Source organism: Serratia sp. HNCC26DJ244 (assembly GCF_057180565.1).
Map to the genome: position 1 here is coordinate 147,062 of NZ_JBXUGO010000003.1, position 26,252 is coordinate 173,313.

The following is a 26,252-nucleotide window of genomic DNA, read 5'->3' on the forward strand; positions in this document are numbered from 1 at the left end:
AGAGTAGTAAACAATGGCTTCAGCTAAAAGTAATATTATACTTATTAATAATAAAAAAAACTTCACCTTTATCCAATAAGTCATTTTTCTAGGTAGTGAGCTAATGAAATCGTAGTGTTCTGAATCCATATCCCTAACAATGAAGTTATTCTTACTAACAATCAGGGGAAACAAAAAATAAAAGTCCTTTTGGAATGTTAAGAAAACACCACCAGATTGAGACAATGTTATCCCTCCTGGTAAGAACCCAAATTTTTCATGAAATGCATTACACAATAGCTTATGATTTTTGTTATTTATTGAGGAGTAACCGAAAGCAATTACCCCACTAATTATGAATGATATAGTTAGTACTGCGGATAGAATGTTCATTCTATTTTCCAATGGTTTGATAAATTAATTCACCAGCAGACTCACCTCCAGATGATATTATTTCCCCCCCTAAATAGCCGCCTGTAGCCCCAAGCGCTACGCCACAAATCAAAGCGCCTGTACCTCCTGCTGCCATAGTTGCTGCTCCTAAAATAACACTACACAAGCCCATACCTGCTGCACCTCCAGCTAGCCAGAGAACAAAAGGTGAGCTTATCAGCAGCTAACCCACATCTTATCATCATGACCGAGCGCTGTACTTATTATCAGAATTCGCGATCTTCCCCTCGGCAAAGGCTTCAATTTCAATTAATAAGTCGGGCCTGGCCAGTCCTTTAACGGTGACCATCGTCATACAGGGCTGATGCCCTTGCAACCAAGGGGTCAAAATAAGGTTACGCTCCTCTGCGGGCAGTGTTTCGCCCCCCCAGTAAAAGGTCATTTTGATGATATCACTGACGCTTAAGCCCTGTGCTTCGACATTTTTACGGATGTTGTCGAGCGCTAGGCTAAATTGCTGAGATTGTTCTTTAGGGACAAAACCATCCTGGCGCATACCTATCTGCCCTGAAATCACCAATAGTGATTTATCATGGTCGAGAATTGCGGAGTGAGAGTAGGCCCCTAATGGGGTATGAAGATCCGCAGGGTTAACCAGTTTCATCTTATTTCCTTTATTATCTGATCAATTTTTTATGATAAAAGGCGCCAGAATAGATTCGGTAGATTGTTCCAGCAGTGTGACAAGTTCCGGGTCCATATACTGATACTCATCCGGTATATCAATAACGTAAATTGCTTTGTGTTCTAACAGTTGGCGGTAGTCAGCAACTAAGCGATTTTTGTGCTTTTGTTCCATGACAACAATCTTCTCCGCCCAGCGCAATAATTCATGTGTGACGGTTTTTTTGGCATGGCGACTGGTACCTGCTGACTTGACCACCAGACCCGGCGTCCGCTGCCATATTCTTTCAGCGGTAGGGCTGCGCCATTGGTTGCGGCTACATACAAACAACACATTCATGGTTATAGGGCTCACTCCGGGTATTACTGTTTGAGATGGCAAGAGATATTGCTGAATCTTCAATACATCTTGGTATGGCTGATTGGGGAGTTTATCCTCGGTTGCAGCGTGATAACAATGCTTTAATTATTGGTCCGGCCTGACTGTCATCAACATCTACAGTTTGAAGGGTGACGGATAAATAACTGGAGGCCGCCTCGCGCTGCCTCCAGACTCAGTCTCTTTATTTTTGCGACATGGTTTCCATCGCCGCTGGGTATCGGCCACCTGAAATGTTTTCAGGTGCGAAGGTGGTTTCCAGTCGGGTGCGTTCGTTATCGGTCAGTTGTAGGCCAACGGCTGCCCCATTTTGTTCCAAATGTTCAAGGCGTTTTGCACTAGGAGTTTCATCAATACCATCCCTGCTTAATAACCCGCTATAAATAGCTGCGCCTAATACTACTGCGGATCGGTACGATGCACCGTGGAGCGCATGGACGCGCGATACGAGCGTCCATATACGGGGGTGCAGCGTGTCAGCGTTCCGCATCATGCCAACCAGCCAGAGGCTAATATCAAGCGGCATTTGGCACGATTATTTATTGGCAGATTTTGTAATAAACCTCATTCCACTGTAGCGCTTGTTTGAAGTCAGGAATGCGAGTTTCTTTATCGATCACCACACATTCAATGCCCATTATCTCGGCAAAGTTGCGCAATTGGGCGATATCCACCGACTGGGTAAATACTGAATGGTGGGCGGCACCCGCCAGGATCCAGGCTTCAGCACTGGTTTCCAGATCCGGCATGGCACGCCACAAGGCACTGGCCACCGGGAGTTTTGGCATTGCTTCAGGCAAATCCACCACCTCTAACTGATTCACCACCAAACGGAAGCGATTACCCATATCAATCAGGCTAGCATTGACCGCGTTGCCCGCCGGGGCGGCAAACAGCAGACGTGCTGGTGCGGCTTTGTTGCCGATCCCCAGATGCTGAGCGTCCAGCACTGGTTTGGCGGCAGCAATGGAAGGGCACACTTCCAGCATGTGCGAGCCCAGCACCAGCTTGTTGCCCGCTGCAAGATGGTAGGTGTAATCCTCCATAAATGAGCTGCCACCAGGCAGACCATGTCCCATTACCTTGATAGTGCGCAGCAGCGCTGCGGTTTTCCAATCGCCCTCTGCGGCAAAACCGAAGCCTTGTTGCATCAGGCGTTGGCAAGCAAGGCCCGGCAGTTGGTGCATGCCATAGAGGTCTTCAAAGGTGGTGGTAAAAGCCGAGAAGCCACCGGCGGTAAGGAATTGTTTTATTCCCAGTTCTTGCCGCGCTGCTTGATATAAATGACTACGCAGCGCGCCCCCTGGCTGTACCACTTGGGTCAGGGTATAACTCTGCTCATATTCTGCCAGCAGCGCCTCGATATCGGCTTCGGGCACTGCGTTGATCACACTGACCAAGTCACCCACCGGGTGGTAGTTCACTTGATAGCCAAACTTGATCTGCGCTTCAATTTTATCGCCTTCGGTGACGGCGACGTTACGCATATTGTCACCAAAACGGGCGATCTTCATCTGGCGGCTATCATAAATGGCGGCGGCAATGCGCATCCAGTTGCCAATTTTGCGATGCACCTCTTCATCTTTCCAGTAACCCACAACAATGGTGCGTGGCAACCGCAAGCGAGCCCCCATAAAGCCAAACTCGCGGCCACCGTGGGCAGTCTGGTTGAGGTTCATAAAGTCCATGTCGATCTCGCTCCAGGGCAGATCGCGGTTGAACTGGGTGTGAAACTGCAGCAAGGGTTTCTGCAACTGGCTGAGCGCCGGGATCCACATCTTGGCCGGTGAGAAGGTGTGCATCCATACCATCAGCCCCACGCACTGCTCGCTGTGGTTGGCATCACGGGCGACGCGACTGATTTCATCAAGGGTGGTGCCGGTGGGCTTGAGCAGGATTTTAACGGGTAGCCCCGCGCGCTCATTCAGCAGGTTGGTGATGGTATGAGCATGGTCGGCAACCTGTTTCAGTGTGGTGGCACCATAAAGATGCTGGCTACCCACCAGCAGCCATACTTCGAGCTGTTTCATCAATTCCATCGTTATCTCCTTGGGTTAAGCTTTTGTCTGGCCGTAGTAGGCGTGTTTGCCATGTTTGCGTTGGTAGTGCTTGTACAGCAGATAGTTGGGCAATGGGGTCGCCTGCGGATTGATCTGGCGGGTGAGCCAGGCCATGCGTGCGACTTCTTCCAGCACCACCGCATTGTGTACGGCATCATCGGCGTCTTTACCCCAACTGAACGGGCCGTGGTTGGCCACTAGCACACCCGGCATGGTGAGAACTGGCGTTTGTTGCAGGGTTTCGACAATAAGATGACCGGTCAACCCTTCGTAATCTTCATCCACCTCGCCGGGGGTCAGTAGACGAGAACAGGGGATTTCACCGTTGAAATAGTCAGCCTGAGTGGTACCAAAAATCGGGATGGCGCAGCCTGCTTGAGCCCAGGCGGTGGCGTGTGTGGAGTGGGTATGTACCACCCCCCCGAGATCAGGATAGTGCCGATAAAGCACCAAATGAGTCGCGGTGTCGGAAGAGGGGCGTAATTCCCCTTCGATTTGCTGACCGGCCAGATCAAGCACCACCAGGTCATTCAGTTGCATTTTGTCGTAACTGACACCACTGGGTTTGATCACCACCAGATTGCGCTCACGATCAATCCCGCTCACATTGCCCCAGGTAAAAGTCACTAGATGATGGCGGGGCAGATCCAGATTGGCGGTGAGTACCTGCTCTTTAAGTGTGCGAAGGTTCATCGTGCCACTCCTTGGTTGTAGAGCGGTTCTGCCGCCGCACCCCAGGCAAGGTAACGTTGATAGAGTTGCTCATAGTCAGCGACGCGTTGCGGTTGCGGCTGGTGAATGCGTTCCACGGCGCTGGCCATATGCTGCTGGGCGCTGGCCACATCGGCATAAACCCCTGCGGCAACGGCGGCGAAGATGGCGGCACCCAGCGCACAACATTGGTCAGAGGCCACAACCTGAATCGGGCGGTTCATCACATCAGCACAGGTTTGCATGATGGTGGGGGATTTACGCGCGATCCCCCCCAGCGCGATCACCTGTTCTACCGCGACTTGCTGGCTGGTCATGCACTCCATAATGCTACGTGCGCCAAATGCGGTGGAGGCGACCAGCGCACCAAACAGCGTGGGGGCATCGGTACTGAGGTTGAGCCCGGTAATGGTGCCTTGCAGACGTTGGTTGGCATAAGGGGTTCGGCGACCATTAAACCAGTCAAGCACCACCGGCAAATGGGGCAGCGACAATTGTTGCTCCCAGGCGGCGGCAAGGTCTGGCAAGATTTGCTGCTTGTGCGCTTCGATGGCACTGCGCAATTCGGGGTATTGCTCGGCGAGTTGGTCTAACGGCCAGCTCAACTGGCGTTGATACCAGGCGTAGATATCACCAAAGGCTGATTGGCCTGCTTCCAGCCCCACCATCCCTGGCACAGCACTGCCATCTACTTGGCCGCAGATGCCAGCGATAGCGCGTTCGCCAATGGTGGCGTGGTCAGCCATCAGGATGTCGCAGGTAGAGGTCCCTATTACTTTCACCAGCGCATGTTTGCCGGCACCTGCCCCAACGGCCCCCATATGGCAGTCAAAGGCACCACCCGCCACCACCACTTTATCACTCAGCTGTAAGCGTTCCGCCCACTCCGCTGTCAGGGTGCCAACAGGAATATCCGCCGTCCAACTGTCGGTAAATAGCGGGCTATCCAGTTGCTCGGTGAGTAGCGGATCCAGCGCATTAAGGAAGTCGGCGGCGGGTAAACCACCCCAGTCGGGGTTCCACAAAGACTTATGACCGGCAGCACAGCGCCCGCGCTTGATATCTGCCGGGGCCTGGGTGCCGCTCAAAATGGCGGGCACCCAGTCGCATAACTCAATCCAGTTGCAGGCCGCAGCCCGCACGGCGGCATCCACACGGGAAACATGCAGGATCTTGGCCCAAAACCACTCCGAGGAATAAATCCCCCCAATGTAGCGGCTGTAATCAGTAAAACGGCCGCTATGGCAGAGCGCGGTGAACGCTTCGGCTTCTTCAATGGCAGTGTGGTCTTTCCACAACACGAACATCGCGTTGGGGTTGTCGGCAAATTCCGGGCGCAGGGCCAAGACACGCCCTTGTTTATCAATCGGCGCTGGCGTTGAGCCCGTGCTGTCCACGCCGATACCGCAGATTGCCGCCCGTTGTGCTGGGGTGAGCTTATTCACCACCTGCACCACTGCCTGCTCCATCGATTCCAGATAATCGAGTGGGTGATGACGGAATTGGTTGTGCTGCGGCTGGCAATATTTTCCCGCTTGCCAGCGCGGGTAATAGACAACCTGGGTTTCCAGTTCGGCACCATCGTGGCAACGCACGGCAAGTGCTCTGACCGAATCGCTACCGAAGTCGAGTCCGATGACAATATTGTCCGGTCTGCTGTGTTCAGACATAAAGGCTCCTGACCATCAATGAAAGGGTTACTAGGAAGGAACCATAGGAGATGAGGCCAATTAACGGTTAGCAATGGCTTGCTAAAAATATGGATTTAAACGCTATTAATTATGGAGAGTGATGAAGTTCTAAAATTTTTAAACATCACTTTTTTGCTAAAAATATAGACGAAATAGCTACAATTTCATGGCGTGATCCTGCTCTCCATTTTTTATATTTAAAACAGCTACAACTTTATCCTTCATCTGGTGATAACAGTAACATCATGTTTAAAAATGGCATTTTCTAATCATTGGTTGAATAAGAGAGTAGGAAGTGCTTGGTTGATATAGGAATTAATAGAACAATTGGAGACGCTGGCATGAATAAAATAGTTAAGAGCATGATTGCGGTAGGGTTTGTTCTTGGTATGGTAAATTCTGCTTTTTCAGCAGAGGCGTTGAAACTGGGTTATCTGGTTAAACAACCAGAAGAGCCCTGGTTCCAGACGGAATGGAACTTTGCCGATAAAGCCGGTAAAGACCTCGGTTTCGAGGTGATTAAAATAGCGGTACCCGATGGCGAAAAGACGCTTAATGCCATTGATAGCTTGGCCGCCAGTGGGGCCAAAGGCTTTGTAATCTGTACCCCAGACCCGAAATTAGGCTCAGCCATTATGGCGAAAGCCAAAAGCCTGGATTTGAAAGTGATCGCGGTGGATGACCAGTTTGTCAATGCCAAAGGCAAGCCAATGGAACAGGTGCCGTTGGTGATGATGGCGGCTACCAAGATCGGTGAGCGCCAGGGGCAAGAGCTGTATAAGGAGATGCTCAAACGCAAATGGGATGTGAAAACCACCGGGGTATTGGCCATCACTGCCGATGAATTAGATACCGCTCGCCGTCGCGTGGCAGGTTCCGTAAGCGCACTGGAGAGTGCCGGTTTCCCTGCTGCCCAGATTTATCGCGTTCCTACCAAAACAAATGATATCCCCGGCGCGCTGGATGCCGCCAACTCGATGCTGGTGCAGCACCCAGAGGTCAAGAGTTGGCTGATTGTCGGCATGAACGACAACACCGTGCTGGGTGGGGTTCGCGCTACTGAAGGACAGAGCTTCAAGGCGGAGAACGTCATCGGCATTGGTATCAATGGTGTTGATGCGGTGAATGAACTCTCCAAATCCACCCAGACTGGCTTCCTCGGGTCGCTGCTGCCGAGCCCGGATGTACATGGTTATAAGAGCATCCAGATGTTGCATGACTGGGTCAGCAAGGGGGAAGAACCCACCAAATTCACCGAAGTGACCGATGTGGTGCTGATCACTCGGGATAACTTTAAGGAGGAACTGAAGAAGAAAGGGTTGTGATAGACCGGGTTACGATACCCGCTTGCAATCGGGTACGGCAACTTGAATGACCACGGATATATACCGGCATAACAGGCCATGTTATGCCGGCAATCTGGAGTGAGCACATGAATCAGTCAGTTCCTTATCTGGAGTTTTGCGGTATCAGCAAAGAGTTCCCCGGTGTTAAAGCGCTGCAGAATGTCTCGTTTTCCTGCCAACAGGGGACGATACATGCGTTGATGGGGGAAAATGGTGCCGGTAAGTCAACCCTGCTCAAAATCCTCAGTGGCTTTCAGGCTCCCACCCAGGGGGTTGTCAAGCTAGCCGGGGAGGAGAGGGTGTTCCGCAATACCCTGGAGGCGCTGGAGAATGGCATTGCCATCATCTACCAGGAGTTACACCTGGTACCAGAAATGAGTATTGCCGAGAACATCTACCTGGGCCAACTGCCCACCCGCCATGGCATGATTGCGCGAGATGAGCTGTACCAGAATGCCGCCAAACAATTGGCGCGCCTGGGGATGGATATTGCGCCGGAAACACCGCTTAAATATCTCTCCCTCGGCCAGTGGCAAATGGTAGAGATTGCCAAGGCCCTAACGCGGGATGCGCAAATTATCGCCTTCGACGAACCCACCAGCAGCCTGTCATCACGGGAAATTGAGCAACTGTTTCGCGTTATTCGCCAGTTGCGTGATGAGGGCAAGGTGATTCTGTATGTCTCCCACCGTATGGATGAGATTTTTGAGCTCTGTGACGCCATTACGGTATTTAAAGATGGTCAGTTTGTGCGCACTTTTGACACCATAGCGGAGGTTAGCCGTGACCTGCTGGTGAAAACCATGGTTGGGCGCGAGCTGACCGATATCTACGGCTACCAGCCGCGCCCCCATGGGGAAGTGGGGCTGCAGGTACGCAACCTGATGGGGCCCGGCTTGCAACAGCCGGTATCGTTTGAGGTCAAGCGTGGGGAGATCCTCGGTATTTTTGGCCTGGTTGGGGCAGGGCGTAGTGAGCTGATGAAGCTGATTTTTGGTGCTGACCCGATGGTGTCGGGTGAGATTGCGGTATTTGGCCAACCAGTGTCGATTCGCAGCCCCATAGATGCTATCCGCAGTGGGATCATGCTGTGTACTGAGGACCGTAAGGCCTCGGGGATTATCCCCATTCATTCAGTGCAGGAAAATATCAATATCAGTGCTCGCCGCCACAAAGCCTGGGGAGGTTTTTGGATCAACCAGCAGTGGGAAGATAGCAACGCCCAACTGCGCATCCGCGATATGCGGGTTAAAACCCCGTCCCCTCAGCAAGCCATTATGAACCTCTCTGGCGGTAACCAGCAGAAAGCGATTCTGGGGCGTTGGCTCTCTGAAGATATGAAAGTCATTTTGCTTGATGAGCCGACCCGGGGCATTGATGTGGGCGCAAAAAACGAAATCTATAACGTGATTTACGATCTGGCTAAGGTGGGTAATGCCGTTGTGGTGGTATCCAGCGAGTTGCCGGAAGTGTTGGGGATTGCTGATCGAGTCATGATTATGCGCGAAGGGGAAATTGCGGGTGAGCTTTCCCACAGTGATGCCAATGAAGTCAAAGTGTTGAACCTGGCGATGCCAGCCCGTTAATTCGCTGTGACCAAGCTCAGAATAACTAGGAGAAATATCATGACAACAACGTCCTCTACTGGCCAGAGCACGATGGATTCAGTCGCTACCGGGTCCAGAGTACAACTGGCCCGCATCTGGGATCAATATGGGATGCTGGTGATTTTTGCCATCCTGTTTCTACTGGCATGCGTACTGGTGCCCAATTTTGCTAGCCTGATCAATATGCGCGGGCTAGGCCTGGCGGTCTCCATGTCCGGTATGGTGGCCTGCGGGATGCTGTTTTGCCTGGCCTCCGGTGAGTTCGATATGTCGGTGGGGTCGGTGGTTGCCTGCTCTGGAGTTGCCTGTGCAGTAGCCATTAATGCCACCGAGAGTATTACCTTCGGTATTTTGGCTGGCATGTCGGTTGGGCTGTTTTTTGGCCTGATTAACGGCATTGTGGTGGCCAAATTCAAGATCAATGCCTTGATCACCACGCTGGCGACCATGCAGATGGCAAGGGGTGTGGGCTATATTATCTCGGATGGTAAAGCGGTCGGCATTGTGGAAGAGGATTTCTTCCAGTTGGGTAATTCCGCGTTATTTGGCGTCCCGACACCGGTCTGGCTGACTATAATCTGCTTTGTGCTGTTTGGTTTGCTGCTGAACAAAACCACCTTTGGTCGCAACACGCTGGCGATGGGGGGGAATGAAGAAGCCGCGCGCCTGGCCGGGGTTAACGTGGTGCGTACCAAGATTATCATCTTCGCCATGACCGGGCTGATCGCCTCCATTGCTGGTATTATACTCGCCTCTCGTATGACTTCTGGGCAGCCGATGACCTCTATTGGTTTCGAGCTGGTGGTGATTTCCGCCTGTGTGTTGGGGGGCGTCTCAATGAAAGGGGGAATAGGCAAGATTTCGTACATCATCGCCGGGGTGCTGATTCTGGGGCTGATGGAAAATGCGATGAACTTGCTCAATATTTCCCCGTTCGCTCAATATGTGGTGCGAGGCTTGATCCTGCTGGCCGCGGTACTGTTCGATCGTTACAAGCAGTTGCGTAAAGCACGGGTGTAATGTGCTGTGTTTGCACCCTATATGCCCCAGTTCAATCAATAACCAGGTAGAATACGCCTGCAGATTTATTGATGCTGGGTCTATCAGGCCAGTGTGGCTGGCCTGATACTTCCATTGTGGGCCAGTGGAGTACTTTTACATTATGCGGTTTGCCTGACCGCGTATTTCCCAAAATGAGTCTCTATAATGGGCCATAGTGATTGTTTTACCGAAACGCTTTTTACTGCCATGTCATCAATGCAAAAAGAGAAGCCAAAACAGCTTAACCCCCTATTGCCAGGATATGCCTTTGACGTGTTCCTGGTTTCCGGTATGACGCCCATTGCACAAGACAGTACCCTTGATTTTATTATTGACCGGCCCCGCGGTATGAAGGGGTTTATTGTCAATTTAACCATCAAGGGTAAAGGGCAGGTTTTTCAGGGGGATAAGGCCTTTACCGTGGAGCCAGGTGATTTGCTGCTGTTTCCCCCGGCGGCGGTACACCATTATGGCCGGGCAGCGGATGCCCCTGTCTGGTTTCACCGCTGGGTCTACTTCCGGCCAAGAGCGTATTGGGCGGATTGGCTTAAATGGCCACGGGTAGTGGATAACGTTGGGCGGTTAAACTTAGCGGATAGCCAGTTGTTTGAGGAGTTTGATGGCCTGTTCCGTGCTATTGAAGAGACTAACCAGCAACTACGGCCGATGTCAGAACAATTAGCGATGAACCTGCTGGAGCGGCTATTGATCCGCTGTTATGAAGCTTCCTCTCTGGCGGAGTATCCGACGATTGACCACCGGGTCCTTCAGGCTTGCCAGATCCTAAGTGAATCCCTTGCTGCCGAGATATCGGTAGAGGCACTGGCACAGCAGGTATTTCTCTCGCCCTCACGGCTGGCCCACCTGTTCCGTGAGCAGGTCGGGGTGGGTATTGTACGTTGGCGTGAAGATCAGCGGATTATCCGGGCTAAACTCTTGTTGCAAACCACCCCGATGTCCGTCGCGGCCATTGGGCAACAAGTCGGTTATGACGACCAACTCTACTTCTCGCGGGTATTTAAAAAACGCGTCGGCGTGAGCCCAAGTGAATATCGCAAATGTGCTACGCCGTTGTGATGCTATGAGGTATGAGGAGCGAGGTGGGGATTGACGGGGACAGATAACAATTCTCTGCCCCGTGTTTTCATTTACTGTCTTACAAAAAGATACTGAGCGTGGCAACAATAATAAATGCAATGCTGCCCAACAGCGTTTCCATCACCGTCCAGGTTTTTAAAGTGGTTTTTTCGTCAATACCCATAAGACGAGAAACCAGCCAGAAACCAGAATCGTTGAAGTGAGAAAGTACGGTTGCGCCCCCTGCGATAGAGATAACGATAAAGCATAAATCCAGGCTGGATAAACCGGTAGTCTGCGCCACGATAGGTGAGATAAGCCCAGCGGTGGTAGTCAATGCTACCGTCGCCGACCCTTGTGCAACGCGCAAACAGGTAGAGATGACAAATGCAGCGACAATCAGCGGCATACCGGTGTCTTGCAGCACACCGGCTAATGCATCACCGATACCACTCGAACGCAACACACCGCCGAACATCCCGCCTGCACCGGTAACCAGAATCACAGCACAGATTGGCGCTAATGAGTCACCGCACAGTTTTTCCAGTTTGCTCATACCAAAATCTTTGGCAAAGACCACCAAGCAAACCAGCAGCGTGATTAACAGTGCTACAGGGGTTTTACCGAACATACGGAGGAATTGAACAACGGTACTTTTGCCATCAATGACGCCAGTGACACTCAACGTATTCAGGCCAGTATCCAAAAAGATCAATAAAACAGGTAACAACAGAATAAACAAGACAGTGCCGAAAGCGGGCAGCTTGTCGTTATCAATGATTTGTTCATCATTAAACAGCAGTTTTGATAACGGAATATTGAATTTTTTGCCCGCATACAGACCGAATAAATACCCGCCTAGATACCAGGTTGGGATAGCAACCAACAGACCAATAACCAGCAGTAAACCCATGTCGGCACCTAACAGATCGGCAGCGGCGACAGGACCAGGATGTGGTGGAACGAAGGCGTGCATAACAGCAAATGCACCGGCAGCAGGTAGGGCATATTTCAGCAATGAGCCACCAAAGCGATTAGCCACGCTGAAAATAATCGGGATCATGACGATCAGACCCGCATCAAAGAAGATCGGGAAGCCGAACAGTAAGGAGGCCACCCCCAGTGCGAAAGGGGCTTTCTTTTCACCGAAACGACCAATCAGGGTGTCTGCTAGGACTTTTGCCCCTCCGGTTATTTCCAGGATTTTGCCGATCATGGCACCTAAGCCGACCAACAAAGCCACAGAAGCCAGGGTGCCACCAAAGCCAGTCATCATGGTTGGAACGACTTTGTCAGGGCTAACGCCTGTTGCCAGTGCGGTACCTAAACTGACCAAAGTAAGAGAGACGAAAGCATGAACTTTCAGTTTCATTATTAAAAAGAGTAGAGCAGCGATAGCGCAACCTGCAATGATCAGCAAGTGCGTGGGGTTAGTTATTTGCTCCATGGCTGTACCTCATTATTTTATGGATTGTTTGCTTTTATGAATAGTTTGCTTCGTGTTTCAGCTCACAAATCTAAAAGTTACGGGTAACATGTTACTGGTAAAGTGAGTAATATAAAGTCATATTTTCAACTGTTATTCAAAAATGAGATCTATACCAAATTTCTATCAAGATGCAGGTCGGGATACCGCTAGGCAGCGACTCCAGTTCCAGAAAACGAGCTGAACGCATGTGCCGAACAGCCTAGTGAGTTAACTGCACTGTCGTAGTTAAGGATGATCCAAGTACTTCAGGATGACCCTTAAGTGTTGATGCCGTAGGTCACGGCCACCGACAGCCAGGCAACTTGAAGGATGAGGGAGATACCCAGAATACAATGCGAGGAGTTCATATGGCCGGTAGTAGTATTATTGTGATGGGCGTTTGCGCCAGCGGAAAAAGCACGGTTGGAGCCATGCTTGCACAACGGTTGGGGGCAAAGTTTATTGATGGGGATGACCTTCATCCTAAAGCGAACATTATAAAAATGGCCAGTGGACAGCCTTTGAATGATGAAGATCGCAAACCTTGGCTAGAGCGCATTCGTGATGCCGCTTTCAGTTTAGAAAGTAAAAATGAACAAGGGGTTATTGTCTGCTCGGCACTGAAAAAGAGTTACCGTGACCAGATCCGCAACGGTAACCAAAATGTCAGTTTTGTCTTTCTTGATGGTAGTTTTGATTTGATCATGGCTCGTATGATGGCGCGTAAAGGGCACTTTATGAAACAGAATATGGTAGAAAGCCAATTCAATACCTTAGAGCGACCTGATAATGAGCTGCAAGTCGCAGTGGTCGATATCGACACTGATATTGATAACGTGGTTGAGCGTGCATTAATTGCATTGAATCAGCTCGACACCGCAAATAGGTAGGATAAAAGCGATGAACAAACAGCTCAATCCTATAGTAAGTGCCGTGACTGAAAGGATTGTGGAGCGTAGTCGTGCCTTGCGCCAGCAATTTTTGGTAGTGGCAAAGCAGCAGCAGTCGAAGGGCAAGGGGAAAGCATCGCTATCTTGTGGCAATTTGGCCCATGCGGTAGCGGCATCCTGTTCGCAGGACAAGGCCAATATTCTCGATTTGACCCGGGCGAACTTAGCCATTGTCAGTGCCTACAATGATATGCTGAGTGCACATCAGGTCTATAAAGAGTATCCAGACCAAATTAAGCAAGCGCTGGCGCCACTCGGTCATACCGCACAGATAGCGGGGGGCGTTCCTGCAATGTGTGATGGGGTGACACAAGGGCAGCCGGGAATGGATATGTCTCTGTTTTCGCGTGATCTTATTGCCCAGTCTACGGCATTTTCACTCAGCCATAATATGTTTGATGGCACACTTCTGTTGGGTATTTGTGACAAAATTGCGCCGGGCCAATTGATGGGGGCGTTAGAATTCGCGCACCTGCCAACCGCCTTTATTCCTGCTGGCCCAATGGGGTCCGGGATTACTAATGACCAAAAAGTGGATGTGCGCCAAAAATATGCAGCGGGTGTCGTTGATGAGACGGCATTATTGCAAATGGAGTGTGCCTCCTATCACTCCCCTGGAACATGTACCTTCTACGGCACGGCAAACACTAATCAGTTGGTGTTTGAGGCGATGGGATTGATGCTACCGGGTTCGGCATTTGTGCCACCCGCATCCGCGTTGCGCCATGCCTTGACGGAATATGCTGCAGTACGCCTGGCCTCCATGACGATAGGTTCACGACATTATCGCCCGCTGTATGAGGTGGTAACAGAAAAGAGCCTGGTCAATGGTTTGATTGCTCTTTTGGCATCTGGGGGCAGTTCTAACCACACTATTCATATGCTTGCGGTGGCCCGTGCCGCTGGGATTTTACTCACTTGGCAGGATCTTAGTGATCTTTCCGATGTGGTGCCTTTGTTGGTGAATGTCTATCCGAATGGCTCTGCAGATATCAATGCTTTTGAGCAAGCTGGTGGAGTGCCAATGCTGATGACCCGATTGCATCAAGCCCAGTTGCTACACAGTGACGTCAAGCCGGTGTTTGGCGAGTTTATTGACCAACTGAAGTCACCACAATGGGTGGACAATCAGTTGGTGTGGCAACCCTGTGATGAAAGTAAAGATCCCACGGTTATTTCATTACCCGATAGCGTGTTTCAACCTTCTGGCGGTATTAAGGTGTTAACCGGCAATTTAGGGCAAGCGGTGATGAAAGTGTCCGCAGTTGCTGTAGCACACCGTGAGGTTGAGGCACCGGCAAAAGTTTTCCATTGTCAGCATGAGGTGGAAGCCGCTTACCAGCGCGGTGAATTGAATCAGGATTGTGTAGTTGTTGTCCGTTTTAACGGCCCAGCGGCAAATGGTATGCCTGAGTTGCATAAGTTGATGCCTATTTTGGGCAATATCCAGAAAGCGGGATACCGTGTTGCGTTAGTGACGGATGGCCGCCTGTCGGGCGCATCGGGCAAAATCCCGGCGGCGATCCATGTCTCACCTGAAGCCTTGCGCGGGGGCGCGATTGCTTTGATTGAAGAGGGGGATCTGATCCGCGTTGATGCGAATACCGGACAGTTGGAGAATCTAACGGCCACCACTGGGCGAACAGGGGCACAATGTGATACTGAGTGCCTGCAGCAGAGCTGGGGGCGGGGATTGTTCAAGATATGCCGGGAAAATGTCTCTTCGGCAGATCAGGGTGCCTCTTTCCTTTATTCATAGTAGTCAGTAATAAGAATGGTCAGTAATAAAAATGGTCAGTAACAAGAATGATCAGTAACAAGAGTAGTCAGGAACAAAAGTAGACAGTGGCAAGAGTGCCCAGTATCAATCGTCACCAGGTTTCGACAGCCCTATTTTGCCGATACCGAGAGGTTGCTGGGCCCTATCATCACAGCGTGTATATGAAGCGCTGTCATTCTCTTAGGTATTAAAAAACGCGTCGGCGTTAGCCCAAGTGAGTATCGCAAATGTACTATGCCGTTGTGAATGGTGCCGTTGTGATGGCGTGACGGCGTTTGAGTCATAGCCGTTATAATACCAGCCAACGAGCTAATTGCAGTTTAGTGGAGAGTTCAAGCCAAAAAGTCGGTAGATTTCCTATCCTCCGCCGTTGCGCTACCTCTGAGGCCGCATGCCTACAAGTGATATCACTCATAGTTGCATATTTTGACGTGATGATATAGCTCCCAGAGGCGGTAAATTGGATATCTTTATAGTCATAATAATACGCCGGAAGGGATTTATAATAAGCCAGTATATCTGCTACAGCGGAGGGTGAATCGGGCTTGTCTATTTGTACCGAATCACTTTCAATGTTAGCTTTAATACGCCTATTTTCCGCATCATTCTGGCTGTTTGAAGTATATTTAACGTTCATAAATACTTTTCCAGCAATACCAGTATGAACTTCTTCAGTTTGATAGCGAACCTTACGACCGTCATTGCTCAGAGCCATGCTATTGATAACGACATTTGCTTTAGTCGAATGGCCCTTAGGTAATGTATGAGAGTAGGAGTAACTGCAAATTGTACGTGCGCCAATGGGGCTAGATACATAAAACGTTGCTATTTCATCAGGCGTTGCAGCCTGTGCCGAGTGAAGTATCAGCGGCAGGCAAAATGCAGTGATAAGTAAGCTGCTATAGATTTTAATTTTATGCAACATTTAGTTACTCTCTAGGTAAATCATTTGAGTAGATAACTGATGAATAGCTGTTTTATTTCTCTGGGGCTTGCAGCCAGTGCCGAGTGAGTCATCAAGGGTAGGCACATTGATGCGGCGAGAAAAAAACGATATAGCCTTTTGATATTATATATTTTTTATCTAAGCCAGATTGCGATTTGTTCATCTTGACGGTTTCCCTATGTCGAGTGAAATTTTTCATCAGCATAAAATGGCATCTTACTGGTAGTTGGTAGCTGTTACCAGTGAGTAGCCAATAAATAGGAATTTCCCTAAAACTCGGTAATCGGTACAGATTAAGCAGGTTTATGACCTGAATTTGGTTATGCTGGTTTTGCTGCGAAGATAGGGGTGATAGTGCTTGCATGGTTTAAAAAGTGATTTTTTAACTCGGGTCGATGGAAACACTGATCTGAAACATACTTCGCAGGCTATCAGAATATACACTAAATAATTCGAGTTGCAGGAAGGCGGCAACGCAGAGAATCCCCAGGAGCTTACACTGGTAAGTGACTGGGGTGAGCGAGGAAAGCCAACACACATGCAACTTGAAGTATGACGAGTATAGAGCGCAAAACGTACTCGGCTTGTGATACAACGCGAAAATTTATAATATCTTGGGCGTTGAGATGGTTGCGGGTGGTACTTTTATCACTATGGAATATTTATGATTAACGGATCGGTGATTTTTTTCTACACATTTGTAGGCTTAATGCTAATATATTGTATTTTCCAGTTTCGCCGTAGTGCAAATAAATGGCTGGATGTTCTAAAGTTAATATCATTTATCATCGCTATACTTGCATCAACCTTTTATTTTGAACCACTATCGGGGTTCTGGATAATATCATTGTTGGTTGGTTCATATCTTATCCGTTTAGTGGTTTTTGTTATCTATTGTGTCGTAATAGATTGGTGCATAAGAATAAATTTAAACCGGATGATAAAAGGTGTACGCAGTAGTGGATTTGCCTATATGGATGAAAAATTCCTGAAGAAAGCCAAAAAACCCTGGCTTGATAACTGCTGGTTTATTGCTTATTCACCTGAAAATAATATGTTCGAGATAGGTGTTAAATTTTTTGATGCGAAAATGGAAATAAATAAAAAATTCTTCATTCGCACATTGTCTGGCCGTGTTGTATTTATGATCCCAGAACGCTTCTTGGAATCACTTAACCTTGCAGAAAATATAATATGCCCGCTGGCCGATTTCCATGACTTTAGCGCGGAAGCAAAAGAATTGATTTTTAATTATGTTGAAGCCATGAAAAATAAATCTACAGAACCCTGGAATATATTATCTACTGGATCGTGATGATGGTTTGAGTGTTTTGGGGGAGGGGGTTATAACCATTATATGGCTGTATTCTGATTTAGGTTATGTGAAATCGTGTAGGAAGGTCGGTATAATAACCATACTTTGATTTCTGACTCTATAAATTTCAATGTTGGGAGCCATGATGAGTAACAACAATGAGTAGCAACAAAAAAATGCATAAATCCTATGCTAAGCCATCTCGAGCAGACATTGTTCGCTCCGTAGCAACCTCAACGGCGGTTGAAACAGGGCAGTCTTCTGCAAAGATAGCAGCTTCGCTTGAAGCTGCGCGCAAGAAATTTGCTCATTTAAGTCTTGCAGTTTAATCGTTTCTTAACGGCTGACTGGCCCAGCAATAGTGGACACGGCACTAAGTGAGTAAATTCTTACCTCAGAGGTGACTCATGACTAAAGTACTCCCCCTGTACTTGTTTTTTACAGCACTGTAGTGAAAAAATTCACGTTGCTATAAAAACAAAAATCCACGCAATCGCGTGGATTTTAATTCTGTGACCTTATCCGCCAGACATCGTAAGATGCCCTGAGATCGGTAATATTAATTAGACGTTAAACAGGAAATTCATCACATCGCCATCTTTAACGATATAGTCTTTCCCTTCTGAACGCATTTTGCCGGCTTCTTTGGCACCTTGTTCACCTTTGTAGGTAATAAAGTCCTCAAAAGAGATGGTTTGTGCGCGGATAAAGCCTTTTTCGAAGTCGGTGTGGATTTTACCGGCGGCTTGTGGCGCGGTGGCTCCAACAGGGATGGTCCAGGCGCGGACTTCTTTAACACCGGCAGTGAAATAGGTCTGCAGGTTGAGCAGTTCATAACCAGCGCGGATCACACGGTTTAAACCAGGCTCTTCCAGCCCCAGTTCTGCCATAAACTCTGCACGTTCGTCATCTTCCAGTTCGGCAATATCTGACTCGACAGCGGCACAAACTGCAACCACCACTGAACCTTCCGCAGCAGCAATCTCACGCACTTGGTCTAGATAGGGGTTATTCTCGAAACCGTCTTCGTTGACGTTGGCGATATACATGGTCGGTTTCAGCGTCAGGAAGCTTAAATAGCGGATGGCTGCTTTATCTTCCTCTGTCAGATCCAGCGCCCGCAACATACCGGCATTTTCCAACTGCGGTAGGCATTTTTCTAAGGCTGCCAGTTCCGCTTTGGCGTCTTTGTCGCCCCCTTTGGCCTTCTTCTGCACGCGATGCATGGCGCGCTCACAGGTATCCAGGTCAGACAGGGCCAGTTCGGTATTGATCACGTCAATATCGTTGGCTGGATCGACTTTATTATTAACATGAATAATATTGTCGTTCTCAAAGCAGCGCACCACATGGCCAATGGCTTCGGTTTCACGGATGTTGGTCAGGAACTGGTTACCCAGGCCTTCACCTTTAGAAGCACCTTTTACCAGCCCAGCAATATCAACAAACTCCATGGTGGTGGGGAGAATGCGCTGAGGCTTGACGATTTCAGCCAACTGGTCCAGGCGTGCATCAGGCATCGGGACTACGCCGGTATTAGGTTCAATGGTGCAGAACGGGAAGTTGGCTGCTTCAATTCCCGCTTTGGTCAACGCATTGAACAGGGTGGATTTGCCAACATTAGGCAGACCGACGATACCGCATTTAAATCCCATGTTTATATCACCTTAAATATTATTACTATCAATAGGTTAATGTTAGCCTGCCCGATGAAGGCAAAATTATCGCGCCATTATACACTGAATACCGGGTTATCTCGATCTACCCGTCGCCATTCAAACTGCAGGGTTGTTGGCTTCACTCACTCACCCTAGTCACATAGTTAGCTATGTTCCCAGGGAATTATGAATCTCGTCCCTGAGATTCACCCTTCGGGCCAGCGCAAGCGCTGTTCAAATCGGTTCCTGACCGATTTGTCACTCGGTTGCCGCCTACCTGCAACTTGAATGAACTTGGGTATAGTTGCTTTGGTGAGCGTTCCGCTAACTACCTGCCTTAAAGGCGTGTAAGCGGTTCATGGCTTTGGTGATGCCATCCGTCAGCAGGATATCGGTACAGCGTAATGACTCATCAATCGCGTCATTAATTAATGTTTGTTCGGTTGCTGGCGGCTTACCTAGCACAAAACCCACAACTTTATTTTTATCACCCGGATGACCGATACCAATGCGCAAACGGTAAAAGTTGGCGCTATTGCCGAGCTTGCTTTGAATATCTTTTAGGCCATTGTGGCCACCGTGGCTGCCACCCAACTTAAGTTTGGCGACACCCGGCGGTAAGTCTAGCTCATCGTGAGCCACCAGAATTTCTTCCGGCAGAATACGGTAGAAACTGGCAATCGCTGCCACAGATTTACCACTGAGGTTCATAAAGGTGGTGGGAACCAGTAAACGCACGTCGTTACCTGCCAGGTTCAGGCGTGCGGTGTAACCGAAGAATTTACTCTCTTCCTTGAGTGGTTGGTTATGGCGATCAGCCAGTAAGTCAACATACCAGGCACCGGCGTTATGCCTTGTCTGGGCATACTCTGCGCCCGGGTTTGCCAAGCCAACAATCAATTTGATACTGCTCACAGGGAAATTCGCCATGCTAAAAATAATCGGAAGGGCACCAGTTTACCCTCCGGCGCGTGGAATGACAAAACTCTGGCGCAAAGGTGTTGGTTAGGCGAACGTGTAAGTAAAACAACTCAATTGATTAGCATTTTTTATGGTGGTGTAAATCATGGTCAACTATTGTCTCTATTTGTGACCGTTAAGGCACACTTTTTGTAGGTTAATGGCTAAACTTAATGTTATTAGCAGAGTGAGTGATATCCCCAGTTGGCACAAGGTAATGTAGAGGTGACGAATGAAACGTAAAAGCGCAGAGATTATCGGCAACGTTTTAATGGGATTGGGTATGGTGGTGATGATAGGTGGGGTCGGATACTCCATTTTGGCTGAAGTATCACAATTCGGTCTGCCACAATTTTTAACGCATGGGGCCCTTGCCAGTATTTTTATTGGCGCGGTGTTGTGGCTTGCTGGTGCGCGTATTGGTGGTCGTGAAAAGGTTGCTGACCGCTATTGGTGGGTTAAACACTTCGATAAACGTTGCCGTAATAACCCTAATCATCACGGTCCGTCTCACTGAGATAAGGAAGGTTTACGCGGTTATAACCAGCCAATCCATACTATTACTCGAATTATTGAGTGTATAAACATAAAAAATAAATACAAATCAATACACTAATAAAATAGTGGGTACCTAGACGCCACAATAGGTCAATAAAGAATCAATTCTAGGTGTGTTTCTGAGCAGAAACCGTGTATAGTGCCGCCTCTTTCAAAGCTCTGGAAGGTGTTTTAAACAAGGATGTACTCTTAATAACTTTAGTTTGAGGACAAAAACGCTACGCGTTTTTGAACAGCATTGATGCTGGTGCCCCTAAGGGCCGAGGCCCCGGATGGGCCGAGTAACAAGCCAATATGCATGTAACTTGAAGTATGACGAGTATGGTTATTCAATTTTCATTATCGATTTCATCATGCTAAAAATTTTCACTCCATTAATTTTTGTTTTAACCTCGTTGTCTGCAACTTCTGTCACTGCAAGTACCAGCACTAAGCAGGATTTTTTTAATTTACCGCTTCTCGGCGAAAATGCTCCTGGTAAATCAGAGCACCGCGACGACATGCAAAGACTTAAAAAAATCCTGAACCATTATGATGAATGGGAAGGTGTTCGTTATAAACTTGGCGGCAACTCGCGCAAAGGGATTGATTGCTCTGCTTATATGCAGCGCATTTTTGAAGACGAATTTTCCTATAGTTTGCCAAGAACCGCCCACGAGCAGATCAAATTGGGTTCGCGCATCGCCAAGAACGAGCTTAACACTGGCGATCTGGTATTTTTCAAAATTTCGTCGCAGAAACACCACGTTGGCGTTTACATTGGAAATGGCAAGTTTGTCCATGCCTCTAGCAAAGTGGGGATCACGGTTTCAGAACTGAACAATCAATACTGGAAGACAAAGTATGATCAGGCACGGCGCATAAATCACGCTGAAGCTTAAGCTGGTGAAGCCGCCAGCACGTGCTGGCGGCCAATAAAACCTAATAACGCCTTTTTGCGGTTACGGCGCCTATCAGGGGGCAGTTTGAAGATTGGAAATCTTTTTACTAATAGCTCAACTCAGGATGCCGCTGAACTCCACCGATTAAATCGAACCTTCCTTAAGCCTGAAAGTTTGAGCCATTTAAAGTAGTGGTTATGACTTTACTTTCAGTGGCGGCGAAGGGACACGCAACGCGAGTTCGCCGTTCAGTTACATAAAAAAACCCGTTGGCGCATTCGCAACAACGGGTTTTCTGTTTTCACTCATACACGCTGAGTGACTTAGCCTAAAACCCGTGGTGCACTTGAATGACCACGGGTATTGACTATTAATGCTCAAACATGGCAGAGATTGACTCTTCATTGCTGATACGGCGGATAGCTTCAGCCAACATGCCAGACAGTGTCAGAGTACGCACGTTTTTCAGTGCCTTGATTTCTGGTGACAACGGAATGGTGTCACAGATAATCACTTCATCAATCACCGAGTTCTTGATGTTATGCACGGCATTACCGGAGAAGATAGGGTGCGTGGCATAGGCAAATACCCGCTTGGCACCGCGCTCTTTCAACGCTTCTGCCGCTTTACACAAAGTACCACCGGTATCGATCATGTCATCAACCAGCACACAGTCACGGCCTGCGACATCACCGATAATATGCATCACCTGAGAAACGTTGGCGCGAGGACGACGTTTGTCAATGATAGCCATGTCGGTGTCGTTGAGCAGCTTGGCAATGGCACGGGCACGTACTACACCACCAATATCTGGGGAAACCACAATCGGGTTGACCAGATTCTGTTGCAACATGTCTTCCAGTAGGATCGGGCTACCAAACACGTTATCTACCGGTACATCGAAAAAGCCTTGGATCTGTTCAGCATGCAGATCAACTGTCAATACCCGATCAACCCCAACGCTAGAGAGGAAGTCGGCAACAACTTTGGCAGTGATGGGCACACGGGCGGAACGCACACGGCGGTCCTGACGGGCATAACCGAAGTAAGGGATAACGGCAGTAATGCGGCCTGCGGAGGCGCGACGCAGGGCATCCACCATCACAACCAGCTCCATCAGGTTGTCATTGGTAGGTGCACAGGTGGACTGGATGATGAAAATATCACCGCCGCGTACGTTTTCATTGATTTGCACGCTCACTTCGCCGTCGCTAAAACGACCTACAGCGGCGTCACCAAGGCTGGTGTACAAACGGTTGGCAATACGTTGTGCTAGTTCCGGTGTGGCGTTACCAGCAAAAAGCTTCATATCAGGCACGAGAAGAACCTCAGGCTTGCGTCCAGAAGAAGATATTGTTATCAGATTTCACCCAGGGGCAGGTGGCATCACAACAATATATATACGGGCATAGATTCGTCATACTTCAAACTGCTTGGGTGTTGGCTGCGTCTGTTCGCACCAGTCACATAGTGAGCTATGCTCCTGGCGACTCTCTGACTTGCCCCCTGCAAGCAATCCGAATTATTTAGAGTCTAAAACCCAATAAAACCGCAGGTAGCGCAGGGATGACAGCAACAGATAGCACGGGTTACTTTCCCAGTTACCGTGGCGGCAGAGACTGAGCGAGTAACTTACCTGAGTAAGTCTTTCGGCACAGTGACCACTGGCAGTAACAGTAATATCTGTCTCTGTACAACGAAACGTTGAGCTACGGCGCAAACTACTGCCCAGCACGGATGCGATGGAGTGGCGAGACGTTAACGCCTCGCGCTACAAACCCACGCAACCAAGATGGGGCTTGATTTAACACCTGAAGAGCGGCGGTTTCTGTGTCGAATTCAGCAAACACACAAGCACCTGTGCCAGTCAGGCGTGACGGCGCGTATTGTAACAGCCATGAAAGAAGCTGTTCAACCTCGCGAAAACGTTTTCTTGCGATTAATTCGCAGTCATTGCTGTAAGGTGCCTGCAATAGGGCACTTAACGGCCGAACTGGGGTGTCTCTTTTTAGTTCTGCATCGGCAAAAATCACTGGCGTAGGAATATGAATGCCCGGATGTGCCACTAAATACCATTTTTCTGCCGGACTTGCCGGTTGTAACTGTTCGCCAATGCCTTCAGCAAAAGCCGCATGACCATGGACGAAAACCGGGACATCAGCACCCAGTGTCAACCCAAGGGTGGCCAGTTGCTCATCGCTCAGGCCACATTGCCAAAGTTGGTTAAGTGCCACCAGTACTGTGGCGGCATTGGACGAGCCACCCCCCAGGCCGCCCCCCATCGGTAAACGTTTCTCAATGCTGATATCTGCCCCCAGGGGGGTATTGGCAATAGCGTGGTTAACACAATATTGCTGTAACAAACTGGCGGCACGGATAATCAGATTCTGCTCATCAGGCACCCCGGCGATAGGGGTCAATAATTGAATGTGATCATCCTGGCGTGGGGTGATGGTTAGCGTATCGCCATAATCCAGAAACTGAAACAGGGTCTGTAATAGGTGGTAACCATCCGCACGGCGGCCAGTGATATAAAGAAACAGGTTAAGTTTTGCCGGTGAGGGCCACTGGTGGATCATTTAAGTGTCCAGTTATCCATTTTCAATTTAATGCGCTGATCACCCTGTTGTAACTCAAGACGGCTAGGCAACGGGATTTTCAAATCAGTGTTGTACTCTTGATAGGTCACGGTCCAGGTCAGTTCACCTTGCTGATAGGTCAATTTTTTCAGGCGATATTGTGAGTCGAGTTGGAAATCGGTGGCTTCACCGGGTAAACCGAGCATCCATTGGCGCAGATTATCCAGAGGGATCTCCATCCCGCTCAGTTTGCGGATCATCTCTTGTGGGTTATCACTGACATAGCGTCGGCCCTGATTATCCATCACTTGTACCATGCCGCTTTGTACATTTAACTCCAGCTCGGTGCTGCCAAGCGGGTTGGTGAGCAACAGGCGGTAACGCTCCGGCGAGTATTGTTGCCAGAAGAAGCGGGCATACACTTTTTTCTGTTCAGAAAGAAAAGCGAAAGCGCCACGAGTCTGGTACTGATTGAGTTGCTGTACGGCTTGCTCATGAGCACGCCACTGGGGGGAGTTTGCACTGGTTGATGGGCCACCACCGGGGAGGGTACAGGCCGTCAAAAGCAGGCTGGCTAACGGTAGCAGGCGAAGCAGATTAACTTTACGGGTAAACATCACTTTGGGTGTCCTTCGGCCTTAGCGGGCATGGATGGGGAAATATCTCTACCCAGTTTATTCAAGTTGCAGGGCTAAATACAATGCGTCTTTTGGCTACCGTGGAATATACCCAATTACCACCTATTTACCACCTATGTGCTCGCTGCACGATTGAACATGGTGATAGCGAGGTAATACCACTAGCAACGATTGGCCTGAACATGCGCTTGTTACTTTTATTGATGCGGTGCATCAAGTAGAATGCCAACCAACGAAAGTCTGCACTAGAGACCGATGACTCGACGCAATGACCCTGCTTGCTTTAGGTATTAATCACAAAACTGCTCCAGTTTCTCTACGAGAACGGCTGACCTTCTCCCCAGAGTCGATCGATGCAGCGCTCAATAGCTTGCTCCAGCAACCCATGGTGCAGGGCGGCGTGGTCTTGTCCACCTGTAACCGCACAGAACTCTACCTCAGTGTAGAACAGCAAGATCATCTACGTGAACAGTTGATTGACTGGTTATGTGATTATCACCATCTGCGCCCGGAAGAAATCAGCAAAAACCTCTATTGGCACTATGGCAATGATGCGGTTAGTCATTTGATGCGCGTAGCCAGTGGGCTGGATTCTCAGGTGCTGGGTGAGCCACAGATCCTGGGGCAAGTTAAAAAAGCTTTTGCCGAATCACAGCGTGGTCAATCGCTTTCCAGCGAATTGGAACGCCTATTCCAGAAATCTTTCGCGGTTGCCAAACGCGTGCGTACCGAAACGGAAATCGGTGCCAGTGCGGTTTCCATTGCTTTTGCTGCCTGTTCGTTAGCGCGCCAGATCTTCGAATCGCTGGAGCAGTTAAATGTGCTGTTGGTGGGGGCGGGTGAAACCATAGAACTGGTGGCTCGCCACTTGCGTGAACATAAAGTACATCAGATGTTTATTGCTAACCGAACCCGTGAACGTGCTCAACTACTGGCCGATGAAGTGGGGGCGACCGTTATTTCCCTCGCCGAGATTGACGCGCGTTTGGCGGAGGCTGACATTATTATCACTTCTACCGCCAGCCCGTTGCCGATTATCGGTAAAGGCATGGTAGAACGCGCATTAAAAGCACGCCGTAACCAGCCGATGTTGCTGGTGGATATTGCGGTTCCCCGTGATATCGAGCCGGAAGTGGGTAAACTGGCGAACGCCTATCTTTACAGTGTGGATGATTTACAGGCGATTATCCAAAGTAACCTGGCGCAACGCCAAGAGGCAGCGGTGCAGGCGGAATCCATTGTGCTGCAGGAAAGTAGTCACTTTATGACCTGGCTACGGGCACAAGGGGCAATAGAAACCATCAGAGATTACCGTTCGCAGGCTGATCAGATCCGGGCGGAAATGGAATCCAAAGCCCTGTCTGCGATTGCTCAGGGCGCTGATGTGCAGCAAGTCATTCAAGAGTTGGCCTATAAATTGACTAATCGCCTTATTCATGCGCCGACAAAATCCCTCCAGCAGGCCGCCGGTGATGGCGATATGGAGCGGTTACAACTTTTACGCGACAGCCTCGGGCTGGATTAGCATGAGTTATCTTCTATATAACAGGG

The 26,252-nt window shown here is 49.2% G+C and carries 24 protein-coding genes; 11 read left to right on the forward strand and 13 right to left on the reverse strand.

All coding sequences use genetic code 11. The annotated features are described in order from the left end of the window. Positions 1-613 precede the first annotated feature (613 nt). The 6 genes from AC2A06_RS03735 to AC2A06_RS03760 form a co-directional block, all read right to left on the reverse strand. Positions 614-1,036, reverse strand: a complete 423-nt coding sequence (locus tag AC2A06_RS03735) for a RidA family protein (RefSeq protein ID WP_484379406.1) — start codon at positions 1,034-1,036, stop codon at positions 614-616. Between the two features lie 21 nt (positions 1,037-1,057). Beyond that, positions 1,058-1,396, reverse strand: a complete 339-nt coding sequence (locus AC2A06_RS03740; RefSeq protein WP_484379407.1) for a low molecular weight protein tyrosine phosphatase family protein — start codon at positions 1,394-1,396, stop codon at positions 1,058-1,060. A gap of 223 nt (positions 1,397-1,619) precedes the next feature. Then, positions 1,620-1,961, reverse strand: a complete 342-nt coding sequence (locus AC2A06_RS03745; RefSeq protein WP_484379408.1) for a hypothetical protein — start codon at positions 1,959-1,961, stop codon at positions 1,620-1,622. A 13-nt stretch (positions 1,962-1,974) separates the two neighbouring features. Further along, complete coding sequence (gene araA / locus AC2A06_RS03750) at positions 1,975-3,474, reverse strand: L-arabinose isomerase (protein ID WP_484379409.1); 1,500 nt, start codon at positions 3,472-3,474, stop codon at positions 1,975-1,977. Positions 3,475-3,489: 15 nt separating this feature from the next. Continuing rightward, complete coding sequence (locus AC2A06_RS03755; RefSeq protein WP_484379410.1) at positions 3,490-4,188, reverse strand: L-ribulose-5-phosphate 4-epimerase; 699 nt, start codon at positions 4,186-4,188, stop codon at positions 3,490-3,492. After that, positions 4,185-5,876 (reverse strand): ribulokinase, encoded by a 1,692-nt coding sequence (locus AC2A06_RS03760; protein WP_484379411.1) that lies wholly within the window; start codon positions 5,874-5,876, stop codon positions 4,185-4,187. Before AC2A06_RS03760 ends, AC2A06_RS03755 begins: the two co-directional genes overlap by 4 nt. Before the next feature lie 362 nt (positions 5,877-6,238). Here AC2A06_RS03760 and AC2A06_RS03765 point away from each other — a divergent pair, with 362 nt between their 5' ends. The 4 genes from AC2A06_RS03765 to araC all read left to right on the forward strand — a co-directional run bounded on the left by AC2A06_RS03765 (position 6,239) and on the right by araC (position 10,968). Continuing rightward, a complete protein-coding gene (locus AC2A06_RS03765) occupies positions 6,239-7,222 on the forward strand; it encodes an arabinose ABC transporter substrate-binding protein (protein WP_484379412.1) in 984 nt (327 codons plus the stop codon). Between the two features lie 107 nt (positions 7,223-7,329). Further along, the gene (araG, locus tag AC2A06_RS03770; protein ID WP_484379413.1) at positions 7,330-8,829 is read left to right on the forward strand and encodes an L-arabinose ABC transporter ATP-binding protein AraG; all 1,500 of its coding nucleotides are present in this window, start codon (positions 7,330-7,332) and stop codon (positions 8,827-8,829) included. A 39-nt stretch (positions 8,830-8,868) separates the two neighbouring features. Beyond that, positions 8,869-9,870, forward strand: a complete 1,002-nt coding sequence (araH, locus tag AC2A06_RS03775) for an L-arabinose ABC transporter permease AraH (RefSeq protein ID WP_484379414.1) — start codon at positions 8,869-8,871, stop codon at positions 9,868-9,870. A 237-nt stretch (positions 9,871-10,107) separates the two neighbouring features. Beyond that, entirely contained in the window at positions 10,108-10,968 is an 861-nt protein-coding gene (gene araC / locus AC2A06_RS03780) for an arabinose operon transcriptional regulator AraC (protein ID WP_484379488.1), read from the forward strand. A gap of 79 nt (positions 10,969-11,047) precedes the next feature. Here araC and AC2A06_RS03785 read toward each other — a convergent pair whose 3' ends face one another. Next, entirely contained in the window at positions 11,048-12,415 is a 1,368-nt protein-coding gene (locus AC2A06_RS03785; protein WP_023492637.1) for a GntP family permease, read from the reverse strand. Positions 12,416-12,804: 389 nt separating this feature from the next. Here AC2A06_RS03785 and AC2A06_RS03790 point away from each other — a divergent pair, with 389 nt between their 5' ends. Together AC2A06_RS03790 and edd are read left to right on the forward strand one after the other, a co-directional pair. Then, a complete protein-coding gene (locus AC2A06_RS03790; RefSeq protein ID WP_023492638.1) occupies positions 12,805-13,326 on the forward strand; it encodes a gluconokinase in 522 nt (173 codons plus the stop codon). A gap of 10 nt (positions 13,327-13,336) precedes the next feature. Continuing rightward, positions 13,337-15,145: a phosphogluconate dehydratase gene (edd, locus tag AC2A06_RS03795; RefSeq protein ID WP_484379415.1), complete on the forward strand. Its 1,809-nt coding sequence runs from the start codon at positions 13,337-13,339 to the stop codon at positions 15,143-15,145. 310 nt (positions 15,146-15,455) lie between these two features. Here the strand turns inward: edd and AC2A06_RS03800 are convergent, their stop codons facing one another. Then, positions 15,456-16,091, reverse strand: a complete 636-nt coding sequence (locus AC2A06_RS03800) for a hypothetical protein (protein WP_484379416.1) — start codon at positions 16,089-16,091, stop codon at positions 15,456-15,458. 685 nt (positions 16,092-16,776) lie between these two features. Between AC2A06_RS03800 and AC2A06_RS03805 the strand changes: the two genes are divergently transcribed. Beyond that, on the forward strand, positions 16,777-17,427 hold the full coding sequence (locus AC2A06_RS03805) for a hypothetical protein (protein ID WP_484379417.1): 651 nt from the start codon (positions 16,777-16,779) through the stop codon (positions 17,425-17,427). Positions 17,428-17,585: 158 nt separating this feature from the next. Then, complete coding sequence (locus AC2A06_RS03810) at positions 17,586-17,756, forward strand: hypothetical protein (RefSeq protein ID WP_484379418.1); 171 nt, start codon at positions 17,586-17,588, stop codon at positions 17,754-17,756. Between the two features lie 234 nt (positions 17,757-17,990). On the opposite strand, the gene ychF is transcribed toward AC2A06_RS03810, so the two are convergent. After that, the gene (gene ychF, locus AC2A06_RS03815; protein WP_023492084.1) at positions 17,991-19,082 is read right to left on the reverse strand and encodes a redox-regulated ATPase YchF; all 1,092 of its coding nucleotides are present in this window, start codon (positions 19,080-19,082) and stop codon (positions 17,991-17,993) included. Positions 19,083-19,409: 327 nt separating this feature from the next. Further along, complete coding sequence (pth, locus tag AC2A06_RS03820) at positions 19,410-20,000, reverse strand: aminoacyl-tRNA hydrolase (RefSeq protein ID WP_037383409.1); 591 nt, start codon at positions 19,998-20,000, stop codon at positions 19,410-19,412. Positions 20,001-20,277: 277 nt separating this feature from the next. On the opposite strand from pth, the gene ychH reads away from it, so the two are divergent. Both ychH and AC2A06_RS03830 read left to right on the forward strand, forming a co-directional pair. Further along, positions 20,278-20,562: a stress-induced protein YchH gene (gene ychH, locus AC2A06_RS03825; protein ID WP_023492087.1), complete on the forward strand. Its 285-nt coding sequence runs from the start codon at positions 20,278-20,280 to the stop codon at positions 20,560-20,562. 313 nt (positions 20,563-20,875) lie between these two features. Then, positions 20,876-21,484 (forward strand): NlpC/P60 family protein, encoded by a 609-nt coding sequence (locus tag AC2A06_RS03830; protein ID WP_484379419.1) that lies wholly within the window; start codon positions 20,876-20,878, stop codon positions 21,482-21,484. A gap of 370 nt (positions 21,485-21,854) precedes the next feature. On the opposite strand, the gene prs is transcribed toward AC2A06_RS03830, so the two are convergent. The 3 genes from prs to lolB form a co-directional block, all read right to left on the reverse strand. Beyond that, positions 21,855-22,802 (reverse strand): ribose-phosphate diphosphokinase, encoded by a 948-nt coding sequence (gene prs, locus AC2A06_RS03835; RefSeq protein ID WP_023492091.1) that lies wholly within the window; start codon positions 22,800-22,802, stop codon positions 21,855-21,857. Between the two features lie 403 nt (positions 22,803-23,205). Beyond that, a complete protein-coding gene (ispE, locus tag AC2A06_RS03840; protein ID WP_484379420.1) occupies positions 23,206-24,063 on the reverse strand; it encodes a 4-(cytidine 5'-diphospho)-2-C-methyl-D-erythritol kinase in 858 nt (285 codons plus the stop codon). Beyond that, a complete protein-coding gene (lolB, locus tag AC2A06_RS03845; protein WP_023492093.1) occupies positions 24,060-24,680 on the reverse strand; it encodes a lipoprotein insertase outer membrane protein LolB in 621 nt (206 codons plus the stop codon). The genes ispE and lolB overlap by 4 nt, the downstream gene beginning before the upstream one ends. Positions 24,681-24,969: 289 nt before the next feature. On the opposite strand from lolB, the gene hemA reads away from it, so the two are divergent. Beyond that, a complete protein-coding gene (gene hemA / locus AC2A06_RS03850; protein ID WP_484379421.1) occupies positions 24,970-26,226 on the forward strand; it encodes a glutamyl-tRNA reductase in 1,257 nt (418 codons plus the stop codon). Positions 26,227-26,252: the final 26 nt, after the last annotated feature.

What these genes read in the sequence shown, in the direction of transcription:
- AC2A06_RS03735 (WP_484379406.1), bottom strand. Translation starts at nt 1,036, where the DNA reads ATGAAACTGGTTAACCCTGCGGATCTTCATACCCCATTAGGGGCCTAC.
- AC2A06_RS03740 (WP_484379407.1), bottom strand. Translation starts at nt 1,396, where the DNA reads ATGAATGTGTTGTTTGTATGTAGCCGCAACCAATGGCGCAGCCCTACC.
- AC2A06_RS03745 (WP_484379408.1), bottom strand. Translation starts at nt 1,961, where the DNA reads ATGCCGCTTGATATTAGCCTCTGGCTGGTTGGCATGATGCGGAACGCT.
- araA (WP_484379409.1), bottom strand. Translation starts at nt 3,474, where the DNA reads ATGGAATTGATGAAACAGCTCGAAGTATGGCTGCTGGTGGGTAGCCAG.
- AC2A06_RS03755 (WP_484379410.1), bottom strand. Translation starts at nt 4,188, where the DNA reads ATGAACCTTCGCACACTTAAAGAGCAGGTACTCACCGCCAATCTGGAT.
- AC2A06_RS03760 (WP_484379411.1), bottom strand. Translation starts at nt 5,876, where the DNA reads ATGTCTGAACACAGCAGACCGGACAATATTGTCATCGGACTCGACTTC.
- AC2A06_RS03765 (WP_484379412.1), top strand. Translation starts at nt 6,239, where the DNA reads ATGAATAAAATAGTTAAGAGCATGATTGCGGTAGGGTTTGTTCTTGGT.
- araG (WP_484379413.1), top strand. Translation starts at nt 7,330, where the DNA reads ATGAATCAGTCAGTTCCTTATCTGGAGTTTTGCGGTATCAGCAAAGAG.
- araH (WP_484379414.1), top strand. Translation starts at nt 8,869, where the DNA reads ATGACAACAACGTCCTCTACTGGCCAGAGCACGATGGATTCAGTCGCT.
- araC (WP_484379488.1), top strand. Translation starts at nt 10,108, where the DNA reads ATGCAAAAAGAGAAGCCAAAACAGCTTAACCCCCTATTGCCAGGATAT.
- AC2A06_RS03785 (WP_023492637.1), bottom strand. Translation starts at nt 12,415, where the DNA reads ATGGAGCAAATAACTAACCCCACGCACTTGCTGATCATTGCAGGTTGC.
- AC2A06_RS03790 (WP_023492638.1), top strand. Translation starts at nt 12,805, where the DNA reads ATGGCCGGTAGTAGTATTATTGTGATGGGCGTTTGCGCCAGCGGAAAA.
- edd (WP_484379415.1), top strand. Translation starts at nt 13,337, where the DNA reads ATGAACAAACAGCTCAATCCTATAGTAAGTGCCGTGACTGAAAGGATT.
- AC2A06_RS03800 (WP_484379416.1), bottom strand. Translation starts at nt 16,091, where the DNA reads ATGTTGCATAAAATTAAAATCTATAGCAGCTTACTTATCACTGCATTT.
- AC2A06_RS03805 (WP_484379417.1), top strand. Translation starts at nt 16,777, where the DNA reads ATGATTAACGGATCGGTGATTTTTTTCTACACATTTGTAGGCTTAATG.
- AC2A06_RS03810 (WP_484379418.1), top strand. Translation starts at nt 17,586, where the DNA reads ATGAGTAGCAACAAAAAAATGCATAAATCCTATGCTAAGCCATCTCGA.
- ychF (WP_023492084.1), bottom strand. Translation starts at nt 19,082, where the DNA reads ATGGGATTTAAATGCGGTATCGTCGGTCTGCCTAATGTTGGCAAATCC.
- ychH (WP_023492087.1), top strand. Translation starts at nt 20,278, where the DNA reads ATGAAACGTAAAAGCGCAGAGATTATCGGCAACGTTTTAATGGGATTG.
- AC2A06_RS03830 (WP_484379419.1), top strand. Translation starts at nt 20,876, where the DNA reads ATGGGCCGAGTAACAAGCCAATATGCATGTAACTTGAAGTATGACGAG.
- ispE (WP_484379420.1), bottom strand. Translation starts at nt 24,063, where the DNA reads ATGATCCACCAGTGGCCCTCACCGGCAAAACTTAACCTGTTTCTTTAT.
- lolB (WP_023492093.1), bottom strand. Translation starts at nt 24,680, where the DNA reads ATGTTTACCCGTAAAGTTAATCTGCTTCGCCTGCTACCGTTAGCCAGC.
- hemA (WP_484379421.1), top strand. Translation starts at nt 24,970, where the DNA reads ATGACCCTGCTTGCTTTAGGTATTAATCACAAAACTGCTCCAGTTTCT.